17 protein-coding genes are annotated in these 23,578 nt (G+C 71.5%); 7 read left to right on the forward strand and 10 right to left on the reverse strand.

Translation table 11 applies throughout. The annotated features are described in order from the left end of the window. Positions 1-184: 184 nt before the first annotated feature. A complete protein-coding gene (locus ODJ79_RS32935) occupies positions 185-1,675 on the forward strand; it encodes a cellulase family glycosylhydrolase (RefSeq protein WP_263027537.1) in 1,491 nt (496 codons plus the stop codon). Positions 1,676-1,736: 61 nt separating this feature from the next. On the opposite strand, the gene ODJ79_RS32940 is transcribed toward ODJ79_RS32935, so the two are convergent. The 8 genes from ODJ79_RS32940 to ODJ79_RS32975 all read right to left on the reverse strand — a co-directional run bounded on the left by ODJ79_RS32940 (position 1,737) and on the right by ODJ79_RS32975 (position 11,105). Beyond that, positions 1,737-2,945 carry a glycosyltransferase gene (locus tag ODJ79_RS32940; protein ID WP_263027538.1) on the reverse strand — a complete coding sequence of 403 codons (1,209 nt, stop codon included), beginning with the start codon at positions 2,943-2,945 and terminating at the stop codon, positions 1,737-1,739. Then, entirely contained in the window at positions 2,929-4,164 is a 1,236-nt protein-coding gene (locus ODJ79_RS32945) for a glycosyltransferase family 4 protein (protein ID WP_263027539.1), read from the reverse strand. The genes ODJ79_RS32940 and ODJ79_RS32945 overlap by 17 nt, the downstream gene beginning before the upstream one ends. Then, the gene (locus ODJ79_RS32950; protein ID WP_263027540.1) at positions 4,161-5,573 is read right to left on the reverse strand and encodes a lipopolysaccharide biosynthesis protein; all 1,413 of its coding nucleotides are present in this window, start codon (positions 5,571-5,573) and stop codon (positions 4,161-4,163) included. Before ODJ79_RS32950 ends, ODJ79_RS32945 begins: the two co-directional genes overlap by 4 nt. Then, the gene (locus tag ODJ79_RS32955) at positions 5,567-6,436 is read right to left on the reverse strand and encodes a hypothetical protein (protein ID WP_263027541.1); all 870 of its coding nucleotides are present in this window, start codon (positions 6,434-6,436) and stop codon (positions 5,567-5,569) included. The genes ODJ79_RS32950 and ODJ79_RS32955 overlap by 7 nt, the downstream gene beginning before the upstream one ends. Continuing rightward, on the reverse strand, positions 6,433-8,229 hold the full coding sequence (locus ODJ79_RS32960; protein ID WP_263027542.1) for a hypothetical protein: 1,797 nt from the start codon (positions 8,227-8,229) through the stop codon (positions 6,433-6,435). Before ODJ79_RS32960 ends, ODJ79_RS32955 begins: the two co-directional genes overlap by 4 nt. Positions 8,230-8,294: 65 nt before the next feature. Next, positions 8,295-9,410 carry a glycosyltransferase family 4 protein gene (locus ODJ79_RS32965; RefSeq protein ID WP_263027543.1) on the reverse strand — a complete coding sequence of 372 codons (1,116 nt, stop codon included), beginning with the start codon at positions 9,408-9,410 and terminating at the stop codon, positions 8,295-8,297. Further along, complete coding sequence (locus ODJ79_RS32970; RefSeq protein ID WP_263027544.1) at positions 9,407-10,144, reverse strand: glycosyltransferase family 2 protein; 738 nt, start codon at positions 10,142-10,144, stop codon at positions 9,407-9,409. The genes ODJ79_RS32965 and ODJ79_RS32970 overlap by 4 nt, the downstream gene beginning before the upstream one ends. Positions 10,145-10,331: 187 nt before the next feature. Next, positions 10,332-11,105, reverse strand: a complete 774-nt coding sequence (locus tag ODJ79_RS32975; RefSeq protein WP_263027545.1) for an L-type lectin-domain containing protein — start codon at positions 11,103-11,105, stop codon at positions 10,332-10,334. A gap of 163 nt (positions 11,106-11,268) precedes the next feature. Here ODJ79_RS32975 and ODJ79_RS32980 point away from each other — a divergent pair, with 163 nt between their 5' ends. The 4 genes from ODJ79_RS32980 to ODJ79_RS32995 all read left to right on the forward strand — a co-directional run bounded on the left by ODJ79_RS32980 (position 11,269) and on the right by ODJ79_RS32995 (position 16,047). Then, entirely contained in the window at positions 11,269-12,036 is a 768-nt protein-coding gene (locus tag ODJ79_RS32980) for a glycerophosphodiester phosphodiesterase (RefSeq protein WP_263027546.1), read from the forward strand. A 330-nt stretch (positions 12,037-12,366) separates the two neighbouring features. Further along, positions 12,367-13,806 (forward strand): hypothetical protein, encoded by a 1,440-nt coding sequence (locus ODJ79_RS32985; RefSeq protein ID WP_263027547.1) that lies wholly within the window; start codon positions 12,367-12,369, stop codon positions 13,804-13,806. Between the two features lie 132 nt (positions 13,807-13,938). Next, positions 13,939-14,793, forward strand: a complete 855-nt coding sequence (locus ODJ79_RS32990) for a siderophore-interacting protein (RefSeq protein ID WP_263027548.1) — start codon at positions 13,939-13,941, stop codon at positions 14,791-14,793. Between the two features lie 51 nt (positions 14,794-14,844). Then, positions 14,845-16,047 carry a CynX/NimT family MFS transporter gene (locus ODJ79_RS32995; protein ID WP_263027549.1) on the forward strand — a complete coding sequence of 401 codons (1,203 nt, stop codon included), beginning with the start codon at positions 14,845-14,847 and terminating at the stop codon, positions 16,045-16,047. Between the two features lie 114 nt (positions 16,048-16,161). On the opposite strand, the gene ODJ79_RS33000 is transcribed toward ODJ79_RS32995, so the two are convergent. Then, positions 16,162-18,768, reverse strand: a complete 2,607-nt coding sequence (locus ODJ79_RS33000) for a glycosyl hydrolase (protein WP_263027550.1) — start codon at positions 18,766-18,768, stop codon at positions 16,162-16,164. A gap of 255 nt (positions 18,769-19,023) precedes the next feature. Here ODJ79_RS33000 and ODJ79_RS33005 point away from each other — a divergent pair, with 255 nt between their 5' ends. Continuing rightward, on the forward strand, positions 19,024-20,445 hold the full coding sequence (locus ODJ79_RS33005; protein WP_263027551.1) for a sulfatase: 1,422 nt from the start codon (positions 19,024-19,026) through the stop codon (positions 20,443-20,445). Here the strand turns inward: ODJ79_RS33005 and ODJ79_RS33010 are convergent. Further along, positions 20,437-21,264: an LLM class flavin-dependent oxidoreductase gene (locus ODJ79_RS33010; RefSeq protein WP_263027552.1), complete on the reverse strand. Its 828-nt coding sequence runs from the start codon at positions 21,262-21,264 to the stop codon at positions 20,437-20,439. The genes ODJ79_RS33005 and ODJ79_RS33010 overlap by 9 nt on opposite strands. Before the next feature lie 264 nt (positions 21,265-21,528). Here ODJ79_RS33010 and ODJ79_RS33015 point away from each other — a divergent pair, with 264 nt between their 5' ends. After that, entirely contained in the window at positions 21,529-23,550 is a 2,022-nt protein-coding gene (locus tag ODJ79_RS33015) for a M4 family metallopeptidase (RefSeq protein WP_263027605.1), read from the forward strand. Positions 23,551-23,578: the final 28 nt, after the last annotated feature.

Consider the following 23,578-nt stretch of genomic DNA (forward strand, 5'->3'; position numbering starts at 1 on the left):
CCCGCGCGCTGCGCGGGGCGGCAACCGTCGTGCGACCCAAGGGCACCGCCGATGCAATCGGGATTGTTGAATTCCCGAATGTCGAGCGCCGATAAGTGAGAGCCGGACCGCCCTGTTCAACGACGAAAGGCCACGCCAGGTGAAGTTTTCCCGCCGCCGCGCCGCACTCATCGCTTCGACGATCATGGTTGGTCTAGCACTCCCGACCACCCCCGCGTTCGCCACGACGAAGGCCGGCACGGCAAAGACCGCGGCCGCGAGGAAGACCACCACCGCCAAGAAGACCACGGCCGCGACCGCGACGGTCCCGACCAAGTCGAGCCGACTGGCCGCGGTCAAGGCCGCCAAGGCGATCAACTACTACCCGTCCACGGCCGGCTGGTCGAAGATGTGGAGCAGCTTCGACGCCACCAAGGTCGACGCCGATTTCGCGAAGGCGCAGGCGCTCGGCGCCACCAGCGTCCGGGCGATCGTCTTCCCGACGACCTTCGGCTACCCGACGCCGAACCCGAGCTACACCGCCAAGCTCGACACCTTCGTCAAGCTGGCCAACACGCACGGCATGACCGTGAAGCTCTCCCTCTTCGACTGGTGGGACGGCTACTCGGACGTGGCCGGCAGCAAGGTCTGGGCCACCTCGCTCCTCAAGCCGTACAAGGACGACCCGCGGATCATCTCGGTCGAGCTGCAGAACGAGATCGACCCGACCAACACCACCGCCGTCACCTGGGCGAAGCAGATGATCCCGGCGCTGCGGACCGCGTTCCCGACGATGCCGCTGACCCTCTCGAACGACGGCGAGTCCGGCCCGGCCGGGCTGGCGCGGATCAAGGCGGCGCTGGGCTCGATCCCGCTCGACTACTACGACTACCACTTCTACGGCAACGCCGAGCGGGCGCTGCCGACGATCCGCCAGGCCCAGGCCGCGGTCGCGCCGGCCCCGATCGTGATCGGCGAGACCGGCATGAACACGCTGGAGAACACCGAGGGCGAGCAGGCCGCGTTCCTGGCCCGGGTCTTCGAGGCGGCCAAGGCGGCCGGCGTGAACTCGGTCTCCCCGTGGACGCTGAACGACTTCGCCTCCGGCGCCATCCCGAACTCGATCGTGTCCAAGCGCCCGCCGCAGTACAGCTACGGCATGTACCGCACCAACGGCGTCGCGAAGCCGGCCGCGGCCGTGGTCAAGGCCGAGTTCACCGGTACGGCCCTGCCCGCCTCGCTGACCGACAACGGCTTCGAGAACGCGGCCGGGCAGACCCCGTGGCGCCCGTTCATGCCGGAGCTCGGCATGGCCACCAAGACCACGACGGCGGCGCACACCGGTAAGTGGTCGGTCAGCCTCTCCAACACCGGCAAGACCTCGGCCGGCACGCCGTCCTACCGGGTCGCCCCGATCCAGCCCGTCCAGCCCGGCCAGAAGTGGCACGGCGAGGTGTGGGCCAAGGGCAACGCCACCACCGGCACCACGCAGATCGCGGTCAGCTGGTTCGACGTCAAGGACAAGTGGCTCGGCGGCATCAACTCGGCGTCGCTCCCGACCGGCACGGTCAACTGGACCAAGCTCACGGTCGACGGTGTCGCCCCGGCCGGCACGGCCAGCATGCAGGTCCACCTGAAGTCCGGCGCCAACACCGGCACCGTCTGGTTCGACGACGTGGTGATCCGCCAGGCCTGATCACCGCGGGAACGACGCCGCCGCCTCCGAGTCCGGGGGCGGCGGCGTCGCGTTTCTCCGGCTATTTCGCCGCACCGTCGCGCGCGGGTGCGGCGCCGGGCCACACGGCCTGCGCGGGCACCGCCGGCGAGTGCACGCCGATCTGGGTGAGCAGATCCTCGTACGCCCGGACGGTCTGCTCCCAGGAGGACGGGTCGGCATGCCGGCAACCGATCAGCGGCGCCGCGTCCCGGATCGCGCCGGCCAGCGCGGACGGGTCGGCCGGCGGGGCGAACCGCACCCCCGGGTAGTCGCCGGCCGCCTCGACCAGCCCGCCCACCGCGGTCACCACCACCGGCAGGCCATGGCTCATCGCGATGTGCAGCGGACCGCTCGCCGAGCTGCGCCGATAGGGCAGCACGACCAGGTCGGCGCCGGCGAAGTACTCGTTCACCTCGGCGTCGGTGACGTACCGGTTGACGAACTCGATCCGCTCCCGGGCCGGCGAGGCGGCGATCAGCTCGGCCGGCCGCGTCCAACCCTCCCAGGTCTCCCCCACCACGGTCAGCCGCCAGTCCCCGGGCAGCCGGCCGAACGCCTCGACCAGATCCTCGAGCCCCTTGTACGGCCGGATCGTCCCGAAGAACAGGATCGTGCGGGACTCGCCCGGCACGGCCGGCTGCCGGTCCGCGTCCTGGTGATGGTCGTACGGGCCGTGGCGCGCGACGACCTGGGGAACGGTGCTCAACGCGTACGCCCGCCGCAGCGCCTCCTGATCGAAGCGCGAGTGAACGACGATGCCGGCGGCGGCACCCAGCAGTGGTTTGATGCCGGCGCGCACGTAGCGCGTGGCCCAGCGCAGCCGAGCCTCGCCGGTGTCCTGCACCTCGTGGAACTCGATCACCACCCGCACCCCGGCCATCCGCGCGGCGAGAACGAGGATCAGGTACGAGTGCAGCACCGCGCCGGTCCACCACTGCAACACCAGCACGTCCGGCCGGAAGCGGCGCAGGAAGCGCACGGCCCGGGTCAGGCTGGGCAGCCCCCACCAGTCGATCCCGTCGAACACCTCGACCCCGTCGTGGTAGCGAAGGTCGTTGACCGGCCGGCCGACCCGCTCGCGCCCGGGGTAGAGCCGGGTCGGCAGCAACTGCCGCATGAGGATCGCCCCGACCGCATAATCGCTGTTCAGCGCGTTGGCGAGCCGGCAGGTGTAGTAGCTGATCCCGGAGGTGAACCGCCATCCCGAGCCGACCACCAGAACCCGCTTGCGGTCAGGCGAGACAGTCACGGTAGACCTCCTCGATCTGCGGAACGACCCGGGCCGCCGTGTAGTCGAGCCCCCGCCGATACCCCTGGGTGCGCAGCCGCTCGGCGAGGGCCCGGTCGGCGAGCAGGCGGTCGAGGGCCGCGTGCAGGGCCGGGACGTCGCCCGGCGGCACCAGCAGCCCGTTCTCGCCGTCGGTGATCATGTCGGCCAGGCCGCCGGTGCGCGAGACGATCAGCGGCGTACGGGCCAGCAGCGCCTCGACCGCCACCTGCCCCATCGCCTCCATGATGGACGGCACCACCCCGGCCACCGCGCCGTGCCAGGCGGCCATCACCTCCGGATGCGGCACGTCGTGCCGCACGTGCACGCCCGGCGGGATCGGCGGGGTGTCCGGCCGCGGCGTGCCCACGCAGACCAGATCCGGCGGCGGCTGGCTGCCCCGCCAGCCGTCCACCAGCCTGCGATACGCATCGAACAGCACATCCACCCCCTTGTGCGGCCCGAGCGCCCCGACGAACAGCAGGTACGGCCGGTCGGGCAGCCACTCCGGCCGGGGCGTGTCCCGGGCCAGCGCGTCCAGCCCGTCCGGGACCAGGCTGGACACCACCCGGACCGGAAGCCCGGCCGGCAGCCGCGCGGTGTCGAGCGCCCGGGCGACCGCCGGCGAGATCACGGTGAGCGCGTCGATCCCGCGGTGCCGGTGTGTGCGCAGCGCCGTGGTCAGTGCCAGCGAGCGCGCCCGGCCGTACTGCCGGCTCGCGCAGGGCAGGCAGCGGTTCAGCCGGGGCCCGGTCGGGCAGTGCCGCCCGTCCGCGGAGAAGGTCTTCTTCACACAGGTCAGGCCGTAGTCGTGGGCGGTGTGCACGTGCGGCACACCGTCCCGGCCGTGCCGCAGCGGCAGGTACGAGTACATCAGCCAGTCGTGGCTGTGCACCACGTCGTACCGGCCGGCCCGCAGTTCGGCCCGGATGTCCACGGTGGTCAGCGGGTCGGGCGCGGTCGGGTGGAACGGCTTGGCCGGGTTCTGGTTCATCCGGGGCAGCAGGGTGTTGGCGACGCTGCGGACCCGGCGCACGCGCACCCCGTTGCGGGTCTCCGACCGCGGCGCCTGCGGTGTGGCGAGCGTCAGCACGGTGACCTCGTGCCCGCGGCGTACCAACTCCTCGCTGCTGGTGGCGATGCTGCGCTCCAGCCCGCCGATGACGGGCGCGTAGAGGTTGGCCAACTGCAGAATCCTCACGGTGCTCTCCAGGATCGCGTACGGGGGCGGGAGTGCGGGGAGGGGCGGGTCCGGGCGCGGAACCGCATGGCGGGCCGGGCGCGGACGATCGAGTGCGGCGGCTGCGCGGCCGTCGGCTGCCGGGGATGCGGCGCCGGCCGCGGCGAGGCCGGGCCGGCCGCGGACCGGCTGTGGTACATCGCGTGGACGGCCACGGTCAGCGCCCCCAGTGCCTGCCCGACCAGCCAGGCGTACCCGGTGGCCTCGATGCCGTAGGCGGGCAGCCACAGCCAGGTCAGGGAGAGGCAGCAGGCGGCCATCAGCAGGTTCAGGCGCAGGCAGCGGTGCAGCGCGCCGACCGACCGCCAGTGCGCGACCGCCAGGTTGGTGATCGCGTCCGGGATCGCGGCCAGCACGAGGATCTTCAACAGGGCCGCGCCGGCGACCGCGTAGGCCGGGCTGAACAGGGTGAGGATCCACCCGCCGGCCAGGAACAGCCCGGTCGCCGGGGCGCCGATCACGGCCAGCACCACCAGCGCGGCCCGAGGCAGCGACGCCGAGCGACCGGCCTCGTTGGTGCGCTCGGCGTACAGCGCGGAGGCGACCGCCGGCGAGACCATGAACAGCACCGAGGCGGTCATCCAGGCCATGTAGAAATGGGCGTTCGCGTCGGCCCCGAGGCGCGCGGTGACCAGCACCGGGAGCAGCGCGCTCGGGCCGGCCTGGGCCAGGTTGATCAGGTGGTGCCCGGTCAGCGAGCCGCGCACGTACGGCAGCTCGGCCCCCAGCCCGGCCCCGGCCAGCCGGCAGCCCGGCCGCAGCCGGGGCAGGCTGCGGCGCAGCGTGTACCCGGTGACCGCGATCGACGGCAGCGTCCAGGCCAGCACCACCGTCCACGCCGAGCCGAAGCCGGTCGCGGTCAGCCCGGCCAGCGTCAGCACCTTGCCGCCGGCCAGCGTCAGGCTCCGCCACAGCATGCCCTGGCTCGCCCGGTGCGCGACGAAGACGTAGTCGAGCAACATCGAAGCGGTCTGCGCGACCGCGGTGGCGACCAGCGCGACCACACCGGCCGGCGCGTCGAGGAAGTCGAAGTTGCCGGCCATCCGGGGCAGCACCAGCGCCGCGGCCAGCGCCGCCGCCGCGGTGGCCGCACAGCCGAGCAGCAGGCCGGCGCTGACGATCCGGGACCAGACGCGGGCCGGCGCCCCGGGCAGCCGCTGGATGAACATGTGGCCGAGGCCGAGGTTGGCGACCATGCTGACCACGGTGGCCGCGGAGATCAGCGCGGTCGCCGTGCCGATCGCCGGGCGGGGCAGCTCGCGGGCCGCGACCATCCAGTAGAGATAGCCGAGCCCGCTGGCGCCGACCGTACTCGCCATGATCAGGACGCTGTTGCGGGCCAGCGAGTCGCGGCCGACCCTGGCTAGCACCGGGCCGGCCCACGGCCGTAGAAGACCGTGCTCTTGGTGCCCAGGCTGATCTCGATGCGGTGCAGGCAACCGTTCGGCAGCGCGGGCACGTGCACGTAGACCGAGCTCGTGCTGTCCGCCGCGATCGATACCGGGAGCGGCGGCGCGGCGCGGAAGGAGTCGACGATCACCGACAGCGTCGCGACGGCGGCCGACGTCCCGGAGCTGCTCACCCGGATCGGCACGTTCAGGCCGTCGGCGGGGACCGCGACCGGACCGTTGATGCCCGCGGCCCAGCCGCCGAGGGCCACGCTGGTGTATCCCTGCTGCGGTGGGTGCGGCAGCCGGACGTACGCGAGAACCGCCGTTCCCCCGACGACCAGCGCGACCGTCGCGGGAACGACGATCGCCGCGACCGTGCGCAGCACCCGCCGGTCGGCCTCGGCCGGTCCGACGCGCTCCCACCGCAGCTCGCGGTCGACCTCGTCGGCAGCCTCCGCCTCGGCTTCAGCTTGGCCGGAGCGCTCGTACCGAAGCTCGGAGCGCTCTTTCCGAAGCTGCCGGCCGGAGCGCTCCCGCCGCAGCACCGCTCCGCCGAGCACGAGGGCCAGCAAAAACAGCCCGCCGGCGAGCGAACGCGCCCGAATCAGCACGCCGATCACGTGCAGCACGAGCGCGATCAGCGGCAGGCTGACCAGCCCGCAGACCACGCCCAGCCCGATCCGGCCGGTCGCCGGTTCGAGGTCCAGCCGCAGCGCCCGCAGCCACAACTCGCCCACGGCGAGCAGCGCGACCAGCGCGGCGAGCGGCAGCACCCCGGGCAGGCCGAGGGCGAGCACGGCGATCGCGAGCAGCGCCGCGGCGAGCACCCGGATCGTGGTCATTGCGGACCACCCAGGAAGGTGAAGTCGAAGCGATAGATCGCGATGTCCTCACTGTCGTAGATCTTGATGGTCCCGGGCGTGTGGTCGAACTTGGTCAGCTGGCCGAGCGTGAACGCCGGCCGGCCCTCGTGCGGGATCGGCTCGTCGACCTGGAAGTAGATGCCGATCTCCGGCACCTGCTCGGCCATCCGCCGGTCCACGATCAGGTAGCCGAAGTTCCAGTCGCTGAGCTGCCGGATGAGCGCCGGCCGCGGCGGCCGGCCGGGCTGGGTCAGGTACAGGTCGTAGGTGGGGAAGGCGCCCGACCCGGTGACCGGGAACTGGCCGCCCAGCGAGCCGAAGACCAGCCCGGAGTAGCGGTCGGCGACGATGCGCAGATTGCGGCCCTGGGTGGCGCGCAGCCAGTCCGCGGCGGCGAGCACCTCGGGGGTGACCGAGCGGGTGTCCGAGCCGTACACGGCCGGGCCGGGGAACCGGTACGACGGGTTCATCCCGGCCGCCGTGTTGCCGACCAGCGCCACCGTGAACACGGCGGCCAGCGCCGGGCCGGCCAGCCGGGCCCGCCGATCGAGCATGGCCACCACCAGCGGCGCCACCACCAGGGCGAGGCCCAGATAGGTGAATGCCCAGGTCCGGCGCGCGCCCTCGGCCCCGGACGGTGCGAAGATCAGCAGCGTGGCCGGGAAGTAGCAGCCGCCGATCAGCAGCGCGGCGACGGCGCTGCCGCGGTCGACCGGGTCGGCGCCGCGAGCCGAGCGCATCCGCCAGGCCGCCGCCAGGGTCGCGACGACCGCGAGCGCCGGCGCGACGAACGCGGCCTTCTGCTCGTACCAGGGCGCGATCGACCCGTGGAACAGCGAGCGCGAGCCCTCGCCGTTTTCGTTGACCATCCCGGCCATCTGCGTCAGTGCACTGCCGAGATACGGGTCGAGATAGCCGGCCGTCTTGGGGGCCACCCACCACAACCAAGCGGCGACCAGGGCTGCCGCCGCCAGGGTGAGCAGCCAGGCGGTCGTCGCGGCCGCCCGGCAGCCGCGGCGGCAGGTCAGCGCGGCCGCGAAGACCAGCATGATGGCGAGCATGCCGAGCGCGGTCAGGTGGTGGGTGACGACGGTCGCGCCGGCCAGCAGCACGGTGGCGGCCGACCAGCCGGCCCGTCCCGGTCCGCGGATGGCCCGGTGCATCGCGATGAGCGTCCAGATCATCAGGGCGATGGCCAGCGACTCGTACCCGAACTGCGTGTCGAAGTACAGGAACGAGCTGTTCAGACCGTAGATGAGAGCCGCCACCGCGGCCGTGCGCCCGTCCCGCCAGATCTGCTCGGCGAGCACCGCCACGCCCAGCACGACCAGCAGATGCGCGACGATCAGCACGACCAGCCCGGCGTGCCAGATCGAGACGTCGGTCAGCGCCGAGATCGCGGCGACCGCCGAGTGCAGGCCGGGGAAGTCGCCGATCACCCGGACGATCGGGTTGGCCTCGAAGAGCCGGCCGTCGAGGAGGATCTCGTGGCTCTGCCGCCAGTGCGCGAACTCGTCGTGGTAGAGCGGGCCGGTGGGGTTGCGCAGGAGCTTCGGCAGGTAGGTGAAGCAGCCGTACGCGACCAGCACGGCGACGCGCAGCGTCGGGCCGGTCTCGGCACGGCAAGCCCAATAGGCGGCCGGGAGGGTGAAGACCAGCATGCCCAGCCAGAAAAGGGCGAAGGCGCCCGGGCGCTGCCACTCGGCGGCGCGGTCGGCGGCGACCAGGGCGGTCGCGCCGGCCGCGCCGGCGAGCGTCAGCGTGACGGCCACCTGGACGACTGGTACGGATTGTTTCGGTTTTTCGATATTTCTCAGTGCGACCGGGGTTGTCAGGGTCATCGGTCGGCGGCTCCACTCTGCTGGGTGAGTCGCGCCTGGGGCGCGACGCTCGCATACACCTCCCGGGTGGACAGCACGACGTCGCTCCAGGTGGGCAACGCGTTGCTGCCGTGGGTGACCCGCCGGGTCTCGGCGGCCACCCGGAGCGCCTCGGCCAGCGCCACCTCGTCGTCCGGGTTGACCAGCCACAGCGGAACTCCGTCGCCGGCCATCACGGCCAGCTCGCGGTGCGCCGGGATGAACGACGCGACGGCCGGGATGCCCGCGGTCAGCGCGTCGGCCACCGCCATCCCGAACGCCTCCTGCGTGGACACCGAGACGGCCGCCGAGGCCGCCGCCATCCGGGCCGCGAACGCGTCGTCGGAGAGCCGGCCGTGGAACACCACCCGCCGCCCGGCCAGGCCGAGCCGCCCGGCCAGCTGCTCCAGCTCCTCCCGGGCCGGTCCGGCGCCGATCACGTCGAGCCGGTGGTCGGCGGGCAGGTGGACCATGGCCCGGATGACCCGGTCGACCCGCTTGTACCGCTCGAGCCGGCCCACGCAGAGGATGCTGCGGCCCGGCTCCTCCCCGGTCGCCTCGACGACCCGGATCGGGTCGGTCCCGTTTGGGATGACCACGGTGCGCTCGGCGGCCGCCGGGAAATGCCGGACGACGAGCTCCCGCTCGGCGTGGGTGACACAGATGATCCGATCGGCGCGCGCGACGATTCGCCGGCCCAACGGCCGGTAGATCGGGTGCAGTGCCGAACGCAGCAGGCTGTGTCCCGTGCCGTGGTAGTGCGGCGTGAACACCAGCGGGGTGTCGTTGCTGAGCGCGGCCGCCAACGCCGCGAGCGCGTGATAGCTGTGCGCGTGCAGCAGGTCGTACTGGCCGGCGTGGGTGCGCAGCCAGCGCCAGAGGGCGGCGGAGAAGCGGTAGTTGGCGGCCGGCACGGTGAGCGGGAAGCGCCGGACCAGCACCCCGTCCATCGTCTCCTCGGCCGCGACGGTGTGCTGGGTGAGCACCTCGACCTGGTCGCCGGCCGCGGCCAGCGCCGCGCACAGCCGACGGCAGTGGGTCTCCACCCCGCCGACGTCGGGGTGATAGGCGCTGGTGACGAATCCGACCCTCACCGGGCGTGCTCCGCCACACGCCGGCGCGCCCGGTAGCGGCCCGGCCATTCCCGGGCGATGGTCCGCAGCACGCGTACCCCGTCGGTCATCGCGTTCAGGTTGCTCTCGCCGTGGATGCGGGCCTGCTCGAAGCTCGCCACCTCGACGATCCGCAGCCCGGCCCGGGCCGCGCGCAGGTTGAGCAGGGTCTCGATCTCGAAGCCGTCACCCCACAGCCGCCCGTCGCCACGGGTCGGCGCCGGCGTGGTGCTGTCCAGCCCGAACACGTCGAGGTGCCGGGCCCAGAAGGCGTTGTAGCCGTAGCAGAGGTCGCTGTACCGGGTGCGGAACAGTGTGTTGACCAGCACGCTGAGGCACTTGTTGCCGGCCCGGCGCAGGCGGGTGATGTCCGCGCTGCCGCCGGACCCGCGGAACCGGGAGCCTTTGGCGAAGTCGGCGCCACCCCGCAGCGCCGAGATGAAGCTGGGGATCTCCTTCGGGTCGGTCGACCCGTCGGCGTCGATCATCACCAGGATGTCGCCGGTCGCGGCCGCGAAGCCACAGGCCAGCGCGTTGCCCTTGCCCCGGCGATTCTGGGTGACGACGCGGATGCCGGGCATCAGGCGGCGAGCGACGCCGACCGTGTCGTCGGTGGACCCGCCGTCGACCAGGATCACCTCGTCGACCGCCGGGAGCCGGGCCAGCACGTACGGGAGGTTCCGCGCCTCGTTGAGGGCGGGGACGATGACGCTCACCAGGGGCTGCCCCGACGGGGCAGCCCCTGGTGGCAGTGCGGTCTCCGGGCCGGCCGGCCGGGTCTCCGTTCCGGCGGATCGGCGAACGTAGGGGACCGTGGACATATGAATGTTCTCCAAGGATCGGTTGTGCTGCGGGCGGATGCGGCCGGCCGCCACGAGTACGGCGCCGGCCGCGAACGGGCGATCAGGCGCCGGGCGCCTCGACCATCCAGGAGTAGATGTCCTGCTTCGTGAAGGCGCCGCCGGTCGCGGCGGTGAAGCCGACCCAGGCCGAGCTCGCGCCGACCTCGGCGGCCAGATCGACCGTGGCCTCCAGGGCCAGTTCCTCCTCGGCGCCGGCCTGCAGCGACCGCACGTAGATCCGCACGTCGTGGTTGGCCGCGTCGTAGTTCACCCGAGCCCAGAACGGTTGACCGAAGAGCGGGATCGACGGCTCGCCGATGGCCGCGTGGAAGTCCGGGTTGCCACGCAGCACGACGGCCACGTGGTTGTTGCTCGGGTCGGTGGCGTTGCGGAACGTGTCGAACTCGACCGCGACGCTGTTGCGGATGCCGCGGAAGCCGAGGCCGCCGCCCCAGCCGCCGAGGGCCCGCGGGCCGTCGCTCTGCACGAGGAACGCGATGCCGTCGGCGGTGGGCTCACCGTGGTGCAGGTAGACCTTGAACCGCGACTCGAACGACCGGGTCAGGTCGAGCTTGGGCTTGGCCCAGGCCGAGCCGGCCTGGCGGAACCCGCCCGGGGTCAGCCGCAGGATGCGCTGGCCGTCGGGTGCGGTGATGATGTCGGCGGATCCGTTGCGGTCGAGCATCGTCGAGGCCCCGGCGAACGTCGGGAAGTCGATCAGATTCTCGCCGCCGTCGGCGGAAGCTCGGGTGGGCGTCGCGCCCATGGTTATCGAGAAGGCGAAGGCGGCAACCAGGCCACCGCGCGCCAGACGCGATGAACGTGAGAAGAACACGGTTCTGCGCTCCATTCGGGATAATTCGCCCTACTTGGACGTGCCTCAACGTAGGACAGCGCACAGAGCCGCGTTGGCGAGTCCGGGTTATTTACCCCAAATTGGACTTCGGCGACGATCCAGCATCGTCGCAGCGGTCGTGTTCTCGCCGTACGATCCCCGCGTGTTTCCCTATCTCGACGCGCCCAAGCCGCTGGCCTTCGCCCACCGCGGCGGCGCCGCCACCGGCGACGAGAACACCGCCGAGGCCTTCGAGCGGGCGGTCAAGCTGGGTTTCCGCTACGTGGAGACGGATGTGCACGCCACCTCCGACGGCGTGCCGGTGGTCTTCCACGACGACACCCTGACGCGGCTGACCGGGCAGGCCGGCCGGGTCGCCGACCTGCGCTGGGCCGACCTCGCCACCCTCCGGATCAACGGCGCCGCGGCGATTCCCCGGCTCGACGAGACCCTCGACGCGTGGCCCGAGATCCGGTTCAACATCGACGTCAAGGCGGACAACGGCGCGGCCCCGGCGGTCGAGGCGATCCGGCGGGCCGGCGCGGCCGACCGGGTGCTGCTCGCCTCGTTCAGCGACGCGCGGCTGGCCCGGCTGCGGACGCTGGCCGGCCCCGCCGTCGCCACCTCGCTCGGCATGCGCTCGGTGACGCTGCTGCGCCTGTCCTCGCTGGCCCGGCTGCCGCTACGGCTGCCGCCGACGGCGGTGGCCGCCCAGGTCCCGGTGCGACACGCCGGGCTCACCGTGGTCGACCGCCGGTTCGTCGCGCACTGCCACCGGCTCGGCCTCCAGGTGCACGTGTGGACGGTCGACGACCCGGCCGAGATGGAGCGCCTGCTGGAGCTGGGCGTGGACGGCATCATGACCGACGACCTGCCCGCGCTGCGCGCCGTTTACGAATCGCGCGGCCACTGGCCGGGAAATGGCGCGTAAATAGCATTCCCAGGTGTTTCATAGCTTCCTGCGCCCGATCATGGTTTACCGTTGGTGCGGCGACGATGCGTGCCCGACCCCGCGACAGGCTGTAGATAGGCAGGCATGCATGTCTGCTGGTCAGCGAAATTTTCCGTGATCTTGTTGAACTCCAGACATCGTCCGTTCGGAGGATGCTCGGGGTTCGGGCCTACCGGCATATCTTTTCTTTAAGTTTGGGCCAAGAATTCATCAATTTCGCAGTCTCAATTGCTATTTCGCGGCGCGACTCTTACCGTTCGGGGGCCGGTTGTGGGGCCGGAACGAATTCTTCGAAGGCAGGTATCGCGCATGCGTAGGTCGGCTTACCGCCGTGCGGCCGCACCATCCGGCGGCAACCGGCGGCTTCTCGCGGTCGGTGCGGTCATCGCCGCCCTGGGCGCGGTCGTCGCATTCACCACGATCTCCAACGCCGCCACCAACGACACGCCCGCGGGCAGCGGTGCCGGCAAGGTGGTCAACGGGCAGGTGATCCTCACCGACACCTGCGTGGACAGCAAGCTTCCGCTCCACGACGGCTTCCAGAACGGCAACCGCTGCGTCGCGACCGAGTTCGGCGAGGTCGCCTCCGAGAACAACAACACCACGCTGCTGATCACCTCGGCGCCCCGGCAGGTCACGGTCAACACGCCGTTCACCCTCAAGGTCAGCACCCGCAACCTGATCCGCGACCGCTTCCTCGCGGCCGGCAAGGGCGGGTACTACGTGGAGAGCTCGGTGCTGCAGGACGGCATCGAGCGCGGCCACTTCCACACCGCGTGCCGCATGCTGACCAGCACCAAGGAGGCGCCCGACCCCGCTCCGGTCCCGGCCTTCTTCGTGGCGACCGAGGACCAGAAGGGTGGCAAGACGCCCGACGTCGTGACCATCCAGGTGCCGGGCATGCCGACCATCGGCACCGCGCAGTGCGCCTCGTGGGCCGGTGACGGCTCGCACCGGGTGCCGATGATGCAGCGCGCCAACCAGACCCCGGCCATCGACGCCGTGCGGATCCAGGTGCGGGCGGCCGGCGGCAACAACGGTGGCGGCGGCAACACCGGTGGCGGCAACAACGGTGGCGGCGGCAACACCGGTGGCGGCAACAACGGTGGCGGCGGCAACACCGGTGGCGGCAACACCGGCGGTGGCAACACCGGCGGTGGCAACAACAACGGCGGCGGGGCGACCACGCCGCCCACCACCGCCCCGACCACTGCGGCGACGACCGCACCCGCCAACCCCGCGACGACCAAGCCCACCCAGCCGACGGTGAAGGACGTCATCACGCCGAAGGCGACCCCGACCACCCAGAAGCCGGCCACGACCACCACCAAGAAGGCCGAGACCGCGCCGAAGACCACCGCGCCGAAGGAGACCGAGAAGCCGGCCTCGACGAACACCGAGGACAGCGACTCGACCACGACCGACTCGTCCTCGAGCGACGACGCGACCGACAACACTCAGAGTGACGACACCCCGGCCGCTAAGCCGAAGGCAAGCAAGAGCACGGAGGCCGCCGCCGCGGGCGACTACACCTACACCAACGACGACGGCGTGGTGAACTCCGGCGAAAAGCCGCCGACCAAGGACCAGGTGGCCGCGCAGACCACCAACGAGAAGAGCAGCGGAGTGCTGGCGCTGACCGGCAACAACACGGTCGCCTTCCTCGGCGGCGCGGTGGTGCTGATGCTGGCCGGCCTCGTGGTGATGGCGTTCACCCGCCGACGCCGCCCGGGCACCCCCTGGGAGTAACACGCAGTAGGCACACGAGGGCCGGTCCGCTTGCCAGCGGGCTGGCCCTTCGCATGCGCCATGAATGAACTGGATGAGTGAGGGTAGCCTTACCCGCGGCGAAGCGGATTGTCGAAGCGGAAGAGGATCAGCATGCCGAACAGACCGGCGCGGCCGGCCCACCGGGCGACCGTCACCCGAGTCGAGCAACTCACCCCACACATGGTGCGCGTGGTCGTCGGCGGCGAGGGACTCCGCGCGATCACCGCGGGCGAGTTCACCGACCACTACATCAAGGTGCAGTTCCCGAGGCCGGGCGTGGTCTACCCCGAGCCGTTCGACCTCGGCGTGATCCGCGAGACCATGCCTCCGGAGACCTGGCCGGTCACGCGCACGTACACGGTGCGCAAGTGGCTGCCGGAGATCCCCGAGATGTGGCTCGACTTCGTGGTGCACGGCGATGAGGGCATCGCGGGCCCGTGGGCGGCCACCGCCCAGCCCGGCGACCAGATCCTGTTCATGGGTCCCGGCGGCGCGTACCGGCCGAGCCCCGACGCCGCGTGGCACCTGCTGGCCGGCGACGAGAGCGCGCTGCCGGCGATCGGCGCGGCGCTGGCGGAGATGCCCGCGGGCGCGGTCGTGCGCGCGTACCTGGAGGTCGCCGGCCCCGACGAGGAGCAGAAGCTGGAGGCCCCCGCGGACGCCGAGATCGTCTGGCTGCATCGGGGCGACCGCCGGGTGGGTGAGCTGCTGGCCGAGACCGTACGAGCGAGCCAGTTCCCGCCCGGCAAGGTGCACGCCTTCGTGCACGGCGAGGCGGGCCTCGTGAAGGACCTGCGCGGCTTCCTCCGCAAGGACTGCTCGATCCCGCTCGACCAGCTCTCGATCTCCGGCTACTGGCGGCTCGGGATGAACGAGGACGGCTGGCAGTCCTCGAAGCGCGAGTGGAACCAGCAGGTGGAACGCGAGCAGGAAGCGAGCGTCCAGGCAGCGCCGGCCGGACTGTGAAGGCGGGCACTCCGCCGCACGTTTCGGTCCGGTAACGCCGATGATGTGTAAGTGGTGACTGCCGAAGAGGAGCTGACCAAGACCCGCCCGTCCCGAACCAGGGCGGCGGCTGTCGCCGTGGCCGCGCTGCTTCTCGCCGCGGTCAATCTCCGCCTCGCGGTGACCAGCATCGGCCCGGTGCTCAGCGAGATCCGCTCCGGGCTCGGGATGAGCTCCACGGTCGCCGGCCTGCTCACCTCGATCCCGGCGTTCTGCTTCGCCCTGCTCGGGCTGGCCGCACCCAGGCTGGCCCGCCGCTTCGGCCCCGCCCGGGTCATCATCGTCGGCCTGGCCGTGCTCGCGGGCGGCCTGGCGCTGCGCGCGTACGCCGGCAACACGGTGTTGTTCCTGCTGCTCACCGTGGTGTCCTTGGCCGGCATCGCGGTGGTCAACGTGCTGCTGCCGATGGTCGTCAAGCAGGAGTTCCCCACCCAGGTCGGCACGATGACCGGCCTTTACACGGTGGCGCTGAACCTCGGCGCGACCCTGGCGGCGGCCGCCACCGTCCCGCTGACCAACGCGTTCGGCGGCGACTGGCGGCTCGGCCTGGCCTGCTGGGCGGTGCTCGCGGTGATCGCGCTGCCGGCCTGGATCCCGCTGGCCCGCGAACACCACGACGCCGCCGCCCAGCCGGCCCGCCACACCCTGGTCCGGGTGAGCCGGCACCCGGTGGCGTGGGCGCTGGCCGTGTACTTCGGGCTGCAATCCACCTCGGCGTACGTGATCATCGGCTGGCTCCCGCAGATCTACCGGGACGCGGGCCTCTCCGCCGACGAGGCCGGCCTGCTGTTCGCCTCCACCTCGCTGCTCGGGGTGCCGCTCGGCTTCGCGCTCTCCGCGGTCGCCGGCCGGCTGCGAAGCCAGAGCATGATCGCGGCCGTGCTCGCCGTCTTCGGCGTGGCGGGCTACCTGGGCCTGTGGTGGGATCCGGCCGCCGCGCCGTGGCTGTGGGCCATCCTGCTGGGCGTCGTCAACACGGCGTTCCCGCTGGTCCTGACCATGATCGGCCTGCGCGGCAGCACGCCCGCGACGGTGGTGCGGCTGTCGGCGTTCGCCCAGGGTGTCGGCTATCTGATCGCCATCCCGGGCCCGATCCTGGTCGGCGTCCTGCACGACCACACCGACGGCTGGCGGGCCCCGCTGGCCCTGATGATCGCCCTGATGATCCCCCAGGGCATCGCCGGCGTGGCGGCCGGCCGCAACCGCCAGGTCTGACCCCGCCGTCGACCGGGCCGGCGACCGGGACGCCCGAGACGCCGGCGCGCGGTGACTGAGCCGGGCCGGGTGGCCGGGACGTTCAGCGTCCCGGCCACCGGCCCGGCGGCTACCTCACAGTCGGAAGGACCACTGGCCGCGCCCGTGCGTGGCCACGTACACCTTGCCGTCCGGTCCGACCTTGACCTGGAGGGTGACCGTGGTCGGCAGGCCATGGCCGAGAATCGACCAGCCGGAGCAGCGCGGCGCCCGGTAGAAGACGCCGGTGTCGGTGCCGAGCACCAGCCCGCCGCCGGGCACCATCCGCACCGAGTTGGCCGGCACGTCCGGCAGGTTCGCCGAGATGTCGGTCCAGCTGTTGCCCGCGTTCCAGGACTCGAAGACGTGGCCGACGCCCGCGCCGGGGCCCTCGGTCCACTTCCGGGAGAACCCGTTGACCGCGATGATCACGTGCTGCGGGTTCTTCCGGTCGACGTCCATGCCGCTGATGTAGCGGTTCGGCACCGTGCCGTCGACCGGCAGGTTCAGCTGGTGCCAGCCGGTCCCGTCGGTGCGGCCGACCGCGATGCCGCGCGCGTACCCCTGGTTGTTGCACGGCCCGCACCACGCGGCGTAGACCATGCCGCCCGCGGTGGTCACGGCCGTCGCGACGTGCCCGGCGCCGAGATCGTAGAGGCTGGTCCACTGCTCGCCGCTGCGGATCGCGTAGCCGACCGTGTTGAGCCAGACGTGCCGGCCGCCGGCGATCCAGGTCTTGCTGTCGCGCGGGTCCTGGGTGATCGGCGCGATGAACCGGGCGAGCCCGTTGTCGGAGTCCTCGGGCGCGACCTCGTAGCTGGTGGCCTTGGCCGGGTCGGTGGTCCACGCGCCGTCGTTGACCGCGCAGTTGTTGGTCACCCAGACGTCCAGGTACACGTACTCCTCGGCGATGTTGCAGCCGTTCGCCGGGTCGACGATCGTGTCGCCGCCGTCGCCGCCGAAGTTGGAGCCCATGACCCGGTCGCCCGGCCGCAGCACCGACTGGCCGTTGTCCTGCAGGCCGCCGGAGATGGCCAGCCCGCCGCGGTCCCGGCCGGCATCGACCGAGTAGTACTGCAGCACGTCCATGCTGCCGTCGTTGAGCGAGGACCAGTCGAGGGCGTGCCCGTACTGGTCGAGGTTGCCGCGGACCGGCCGGCGGTACATGCCGCCGTCGTCGCCGACCACCACGTACGACTTGCCGTGGCGGCTGCCGACCGCGATCGAGTGCTGGTCGGCGTGCACGGTCTGGTGACAGTCACCGGTCTGCTTGGACGGGTCGATGCTCCAGCAGGGGAACCCGAAGTTCCAGTACGGTCCGGGCGTGGTCCAGGTGTCGCCGCTGTCGGTCGACTCGAAGACCTCCTCGAGACCGGCCCACACGTGCGTACCGTCGGTCGGGTCGACCTGCAGGAACTGGTTGTACCAGGCCTGGATGCCCGGCATGTAGCCCGGATCGGTCAGCGCCGAGCCGGAGGCGGCCAGCTTGTGGTAGTCGGCCGCGAGCGTCCACGGCCCGAACGGCGAGCCGCTCTTCGAGACGAAGAAGCCGCCGAGCGCGCTGTCCGGGTTGGTGGCGAGCTGGGTCGGCGACTGCTCGATCGCGTAGTAGCGGGAGCCGTCGGCCGCCGCCGCGAAGGTGACCAGTCCGACGTCTCCCGACGTCGAGGGAAGCCCGGCCAGCGTCGTTTGCTGCCAGCTGCCGGTGGCCGTACGCGTGTAGAAGCCGTTGTACGTGTCGCCGCTGCGCCACCCGGCCGCGATGATCACGTTGCCCGGGTTCTTCGGGTCGACCGCGAAGTCGTTGACGATGTTCTTGTACGGCGCGCTCGGGTCGGCGGCGCTCGCCCCGCCGGCCAGGTAGGCGGGGTTCGGCGCGAACACCCGGGTCCACGGCCCTTGCAGGTTGGTCAGCGAGTGGGTCCAGGCGCCGCTGCTGGTCGCGGCCCACACGGTGGTGCCGATGAACCGGAGCTTGCGGATGATCGTGCTCTCCAGCTCGGTCCCGCCGACCCGGTCGGCCGGGGTGAAGGATCCGCTGCGGGGGTTGCCGAGCACGTAGACGCCGGTGCCGACGAACGACGTGGCGCCGGTGTTGGCCTCGCCGGTCGCCAGCCAGAGCCGGCCCCGCGAGTCGAGCCGCAGGTCGCCGGTGGACGGCGTGGGCAGCTTCTCGGAGATCGGCGTCCAGTGGCCGCCGCCGCTGGTCGAGCGCCAGACGCCACCGTTGGCCGCGCCGGCGTACACGTCGCCGTAGTTGTCGGCGGCGAGGCCGGTGACGCGACCGGTGACCAGACCGGCGCCGCCGGAGGAGTTGCTCTCGATGTCGCGGTAGCGCGGGTCGTCCGAGTTGTACGGCCGGTTGGTGACGTGGGTCCAGCTGCCGCCGGTGTGTGGCAGGCTCTGCTGTTGCTGCCAGGCCGCGGAGTATGCGCCCGGCGCGACGATGCCGGGCGCCGACCGCGCCTCGGCCCACTGCTCGGCCTGTTCGGCTATCTCCTCCGGGTCCTCGCCGCCCTCGTCGCTGTCGGCCGCCTGGGCCTTGAACGTCTTGGCGTGTGCCGCCCGTTCGGCGGCCAGCTGTTTGAGGTGGCGGTACTGCATCGGCCGGGCGGATCCGTCGGTTCCGGCGGCGGCCGCGGCGACCGGCGAGATGACCAGGGTCAATGCCGTGGCGGCCACGGCGACGAGACGAAGCTGCATTGCTTCTCCTTGGCTACGCTGCGCTTTGGGCTGTTCACCTCGCGCACGCGCGCATGCTGGTCGATCTCGCCCACGTGATCAATAGCTCCTACGAGATGTAGGGAAAACCCTGCACTCAAATCGCCACGAAGCCTCCGTTACCCGCCTCCACATAGGAGCTCGACGGGCGTGGCGGGTGCTCACGATGTGTAGGCTGACCCAACTCTTACGTCGCCCGAACGCTCGGTCGGATACGCGCGCCCTAGCGTCCGGCACATGATCCGTCGAACCCTGACCGCACTCCTGTCGCTCGCGATGGTCGGCGCGTGCGGCTCGACCGGCGCTCGCTCCACCGTGGACCGGCCGTCGGCCGCCGACCGGCCGAACGTCGTGCTGGTGCTCACCGACGACCTGTCCATGAACCTGCTGCCCTACCTGCCGCAGGTGCAGGCGCTCGCCCGCGAGGGCACCACGTTCGCGAACTACACCGTCACCGACTCGCTCTGCTGCCCGTCCCGCTCGTCGCTGTTCACCGGCGAACTCCCGCACGACACGGGCATCTTCACCAACGGCGGTTCGGACGGCGGGTTCGCCACATTCCACCGGCGCGGCGAGGAGAGCTCCACGTTCGCCACCGACCTGCACGCGGCCGGGTACCGCACCGCGATGCTGGGCAAATATCTCAACGGGTACCTGCCGAAGGACGGGTTCGTGCCGCCGGGCTGGGACGAGTGGGACGTCGCCGGCAACGGATACCCGGAGTACGACTACAACCTGCTGGAGAACGGCAAGGTCGTGCACTACGGCCACCAGTACCTGACCGACGTGCTCAGCGCGAAGGCGACCGGCTTCATCACCGCGTCGGCCAAGGCCGGCAAGCCGTTCCTGGTCGAGGTGGCCACCTTCGCGCCACACGCCCCGTACACCCCCGACGACCAGGACCGGAACGCCTTTCCCGGGCGGCGCGCGCCGCGTACCGCCGGTTACGACACCCTGCCGTCCGCCGCGCCGCCGTGGCTGGCCGCCCGTGCGCCGCTGACCGCCGCCGAGAAGCAGCAGATCGATGTGGACTTCCGCAAGCGGGCGCAGGCCGTGCAGGCGGTGGACCGGATGATCGGCTCGGTGCGCAGGACGGTCGAGGCGGCCGGCGTCGCGAACCGCACAATGATCGTCTTCACCTCGGACAACGGTTACCACATGGGTGAGCACCGGCTGAACCCCGGCAAGATGACCGCCTACGACACCGACGTCCGGGTGCCGCTGGTCGTGGCCGGTCCGGGCGTGCGGGCCGGCGCGACGGTGACCGCGCCGGCCGAGAACATCGACCTGCGTCCCACCGTCGGCGAGCTGGCCGGGGCGGCGACGCCGCCCACCGACGGCCGCAGCCTCGTGCCGCTGCTACGCGGGCAGGCGCCGGCCGGCTGGCGAACCGCCGCGCTGGTCGAGCACCACGGGCCGGACAACGACCCGGCCGACCCGGACCACCCGGCGAAGAACAGCGGCAACCCGCCGACCTACGCGGCAATCCGGACCACGCAGTACACGTACGTCGAATACTCGGACGGCAGCAAGGAATACTACGACCACGGGCACGACCCCGATCAGCTGCACAACACGGTCGCCTCGCTGACGCCGGCCGCCGCGGCGGCGCTGCACGACGCGCTCAGCGCCCTGGTGAACTGCCACCGGTCATGCTGATCTGAGCAGCGCGAGCACCGGGGCGAACTGCTCCATGAACAGGCCGCTCACCCCGATGTAGGAGATGCCGAGCTCGGCCCGGCGCCGGCGGAGCCGCTCGGCGATCTCCGCCGGCGAGCCGATCAGGAAGGCGATGCCGCCGGCCGCCGCCATCGCCCGCGGGTCACCGCCGACCATCCGGGACAACCAGGGCGGCAGATCGTCCGGGGTGGACACCACGGCGGCCGTGTTCAGATGCACCTCGAGCCCGTCGAAGCGATCGCCCGCGGCGGACCGCAGTTGCGACACCGCAGCGGCCAGCTCGGCCTCGGTGGACTGCGGCGGGAGCCCGAGGGCCACGATGTCGGCCTGCTCGGCGGCGAGCCGCAGCATCCGCGGGCGACTGGCGGCGACCAGCACGGGCGGCGCCGGGGTGAGCTTGCGGACCGCGGCGATCGTCTCGGCCACCCGCGCCAGCCGCTGGGCCGGGGTGCCGAAGTCGCCGCCCAGCGCCTCGGCGTCGCGCTCGGCGCCCGGCCGGCCGCCGCCGAGGCCCAGTTCGAAGCGGCCGTCGCTGAGCTGCTGAAGGGTCTCGGCCTCCCACGCGACCAGACCGGGCGGGCGGTTCGGCGCGCTCAGCACGTACGTACCGAGGCGGAGGTCGCGGGTCACCGCGGCGGCCGCGGCCAGCCCCGCGAACGGCGCGTAGGTGTGCACCGTGTCGGGGATCAGCAGGATGTCGTAACCCAGCTCCTCGGCCCGCCGCGCGGTGGCGGCCCACTCCGCGCCCGAAGGCGCCCTACCGGCGACGACACCGAAGCGGAAAGCACGCTGACTCATGACGGACATCCTGCTCGGGCCCCGCGGCGAGCACATCCGACCACGGTGTTACGTCGCTCGTACGACCTAAGTCGTATGCCCGGAAAACGTTCTCTGGGCGGGAGCAAGGGTTTTCCCTATTTCGAAAGACTCTCATCAATGCCTAGCGTCACAGTTCAAGTCGTCCAGGCGTGGCCCATCGTCACACCGGACCTTGAGCCTGCCCAAACCCCCGGGCAGGAAAGGAGCACCCGCGTGAAACGTCGAACCCCCCTGATCATCGCGATGGCGGCCGGCACCGCGGCCGCGTCTGCGCTGGTCGCGATGGCCCAGCCGGCCACCGCCCAACCGGCCGACCCGGCCGCCGCCGCCAAGCTGGCGGCCGCCAAGGCGGACGCGCTCGTCGCGAGCAACCCGGCGCTGCTGAAGGCCAGCAAGTACGACACCTTCCGGCAGCACCCGGTGATCTCGTCGCACGGCCTCAACTACGTCCCCTACACCCGCACCTACAAGGGCCTTCCGGTCCTGGGCGGCGACCTCGTCGTGATGAGCGACGCCAGCGGGGCGACCAAGTACACCTCGGTCGCGCAGTCCAGCCCGATCGGCGAGCTGTCCGTCACCCCGAAGGTGACCGACACCGCGGCCGCGGCCACCGCCAAGAAGCAGCTGAAGTCGGTGTCCCGGGTGGAAGGCACCTCGCTCGTCGTGGTCGCCGCCGAGGGCGCGCCGGCGAGGCTGGCCTGGCAGACGACGGTCGACGGCCGAGGCGCCGAGGGCGCGAGCCGGCTCACCGTGAACGTCGACGCCATCACCGGCAAGGTGCTCAGCACCAAGGAGCACGTGACCGAGGTGACCGGCTCGGGCACCGGCTGGATCAACGGCTCGGTCTCGATCGACACGACCCTCTCCGGTTCGACGTACTCGATGAAGTCCTCGACCCAGCCGACGATGCAGTGCCAGGACGCGTCGAACAACACGACGTTCTCCGGCACCGACAACGTCTGGGGCAACGGCACCGGCACCAACCGGGAGACCGGCTGCGTCGACGCCCTCTACGTGGGTGAGAAGCAGACCGCGATGCTCTCCGCGTGGCTGGGCCGTAGCGGCCAGAACGGCTCCAACGGCGCGTGGCCGCTGCGGGTCGGCCTGAACGACCAGAACGCGTACTACGACGGCACCCAGGTGCAGATCGGCAAGAACACCGCCGGTCAGTGGATCGCCTCGGCGGACGTGGTGGGCCACGAGCTCGGCCACGGCATCGACGACAACACCCCGGGCGGCATCTCCGGCGGCAACACCCAGGAGTTCGTGGCCGACACCTTCGGCGCGGCGACCGAGTGGTACATCAACAACCCGAACGACCCGCCGGACTTCCTGGTCGGCGAGGAGGTCAACCTGGTCGGCAGCGGCCCGATCCGCAACATGTACAACCCGTCGGCGCTGGGTGACGACAACTGCTACTCCTCGAGCATCCCGTCCGAGGAGGTGCACGCCGCGGCCGGCCCCGGCAACCACTGGTTCTACCTGCTGTCCCAGGGCACCAGCGGCAACGGCCAGCCGTCCAGCGCGACCTGCAACAGCAGCACGGTGACCGGCCTGGGCATCCAGAAGGCCATCACGATCATGTACAACGCGATGCTGCTGAAGACGTCGAGCTCGTCGTACCTGAAGTACCGGACCTGGACGCTCACCGCGGCCAAGAGCCTGTACCCGGGCAGCTGCACCGAGTTCAACACGGTCAAGGCGGCCTGGGACGCGGTCAGCGTGCCGGCCCAGTCCGGCGACCCGACGTGCTCCGGCAGCACCACGCCGCCGACCACGCCGCCGACCACCGGTCCGACCACCACCCCGCCGACCGGCTCCAACCTGCTCGGCAACCCGGGCTTCGAGAGCGGCGCCACCACCTGGTCGCAGACCTCGGGCGTCATCTCCACGGCGTCGGGCACCAACACTCCGCGGACCGGCACGTACTTCGCCTGGCTGGACGGCTACGGCTCCTCCCACACCGACACGCTGTCCCAGTCGGTGACGATCCCGTCCTCCGCTTCGAGCGCGACGCTGAGCTTCTACCTGAAGATCACGACCGCGGAGACCACCACGTCGACCGCGTACGACAAGCTGACCGTCAAGGCCGGCTCGACGACCCTGGCGACGTACTCCAACCTCAACAAGGCCGGCTACACGCTGCGGACGTTCGACCTGTCCAGCCTCAAGGGACAGACCGTGTCCATCTCCTTCAGCGGCGTGGAGGACTCCTCCCTCCAGACGTCCTTCCAGATCGACGACACCTCGCTCACCGTGAGCTGAGCTGGTAGCACCAAACGGAGGGCCGGCG

Source organism: Actinoplanes sp. KI2 (assembly GCF_025630775.1).
GTDB lineage: Bacteria > Actinomycetota > Actinomycetes > Mycobacteriales > Micromonosporaceae > Actinoplanes.

What these genes read in the sequence shown, in the direction of transcription:
- ODJ79_RS32985 (WP_263027547.1), top strand. Translation starts at nt 12,367, where the DNA reads ATGCGTAGGTCGGCTTACCGCCGTGCGGCCGCACCATCCGGCGGCAAC.
- ODJ79_RS32990 (WP_263027548.1), top strand. Translation starts at nt 13,939, where the DNA reads ATGCCGAACAGACCGGCGCGGCCGGCCCACCGGGCGACCGTCACCCGA.
- ODJ79_RS33015 (WP_263027605.1), top strand. Translation starts at nt 21,529, where the DNA reads ATGGCGGCCGGCACCGCGGCCGCGTCTGCGCTGGTCGCGATGGCCCAG.
- ODJ79_RS33005 (WP_263027551.1), top strand. Translation starts at nt 19,024, where the DNA reads ATGATCCGTCGAACCCTGACCGCACTCCTGTCGCTCGCGATGGTCGGC.
- ODJ79_RS32935 (WP_263027537.1), top strand. Translation starts at nt 185, where the DNA reads ATGGTTGGTCTAGCACTCCCGACCACCCCCGCGTTCGCCACGACGAAG.
- ODJ79_RS33010 (WP_263027552.1), bottom strand. Translation starts at nt 21,264, where the DNA reads ATGAGTCAGCGTGCTTTCCGCTTCGGTGTCGTCGCCGGTAGGGCGCCT.
- ODJ79_RS32955 (WP_263027541.1), bottom strand. Translation starts at nt 6,436, where the DNA reads ATGACCACGATCCGGGTGCTCGCCGCGGCGCTGCTCGCGATCGCCGTG.
- ODJ79_RS33000 (WP_263027550.1), bottom strand. Translation starts at nt 18,768, where the DNA reads ATGCAGCTTCGTCTCGTCGCCGTGGCCGCCACGGCATTGACCCTGGTC.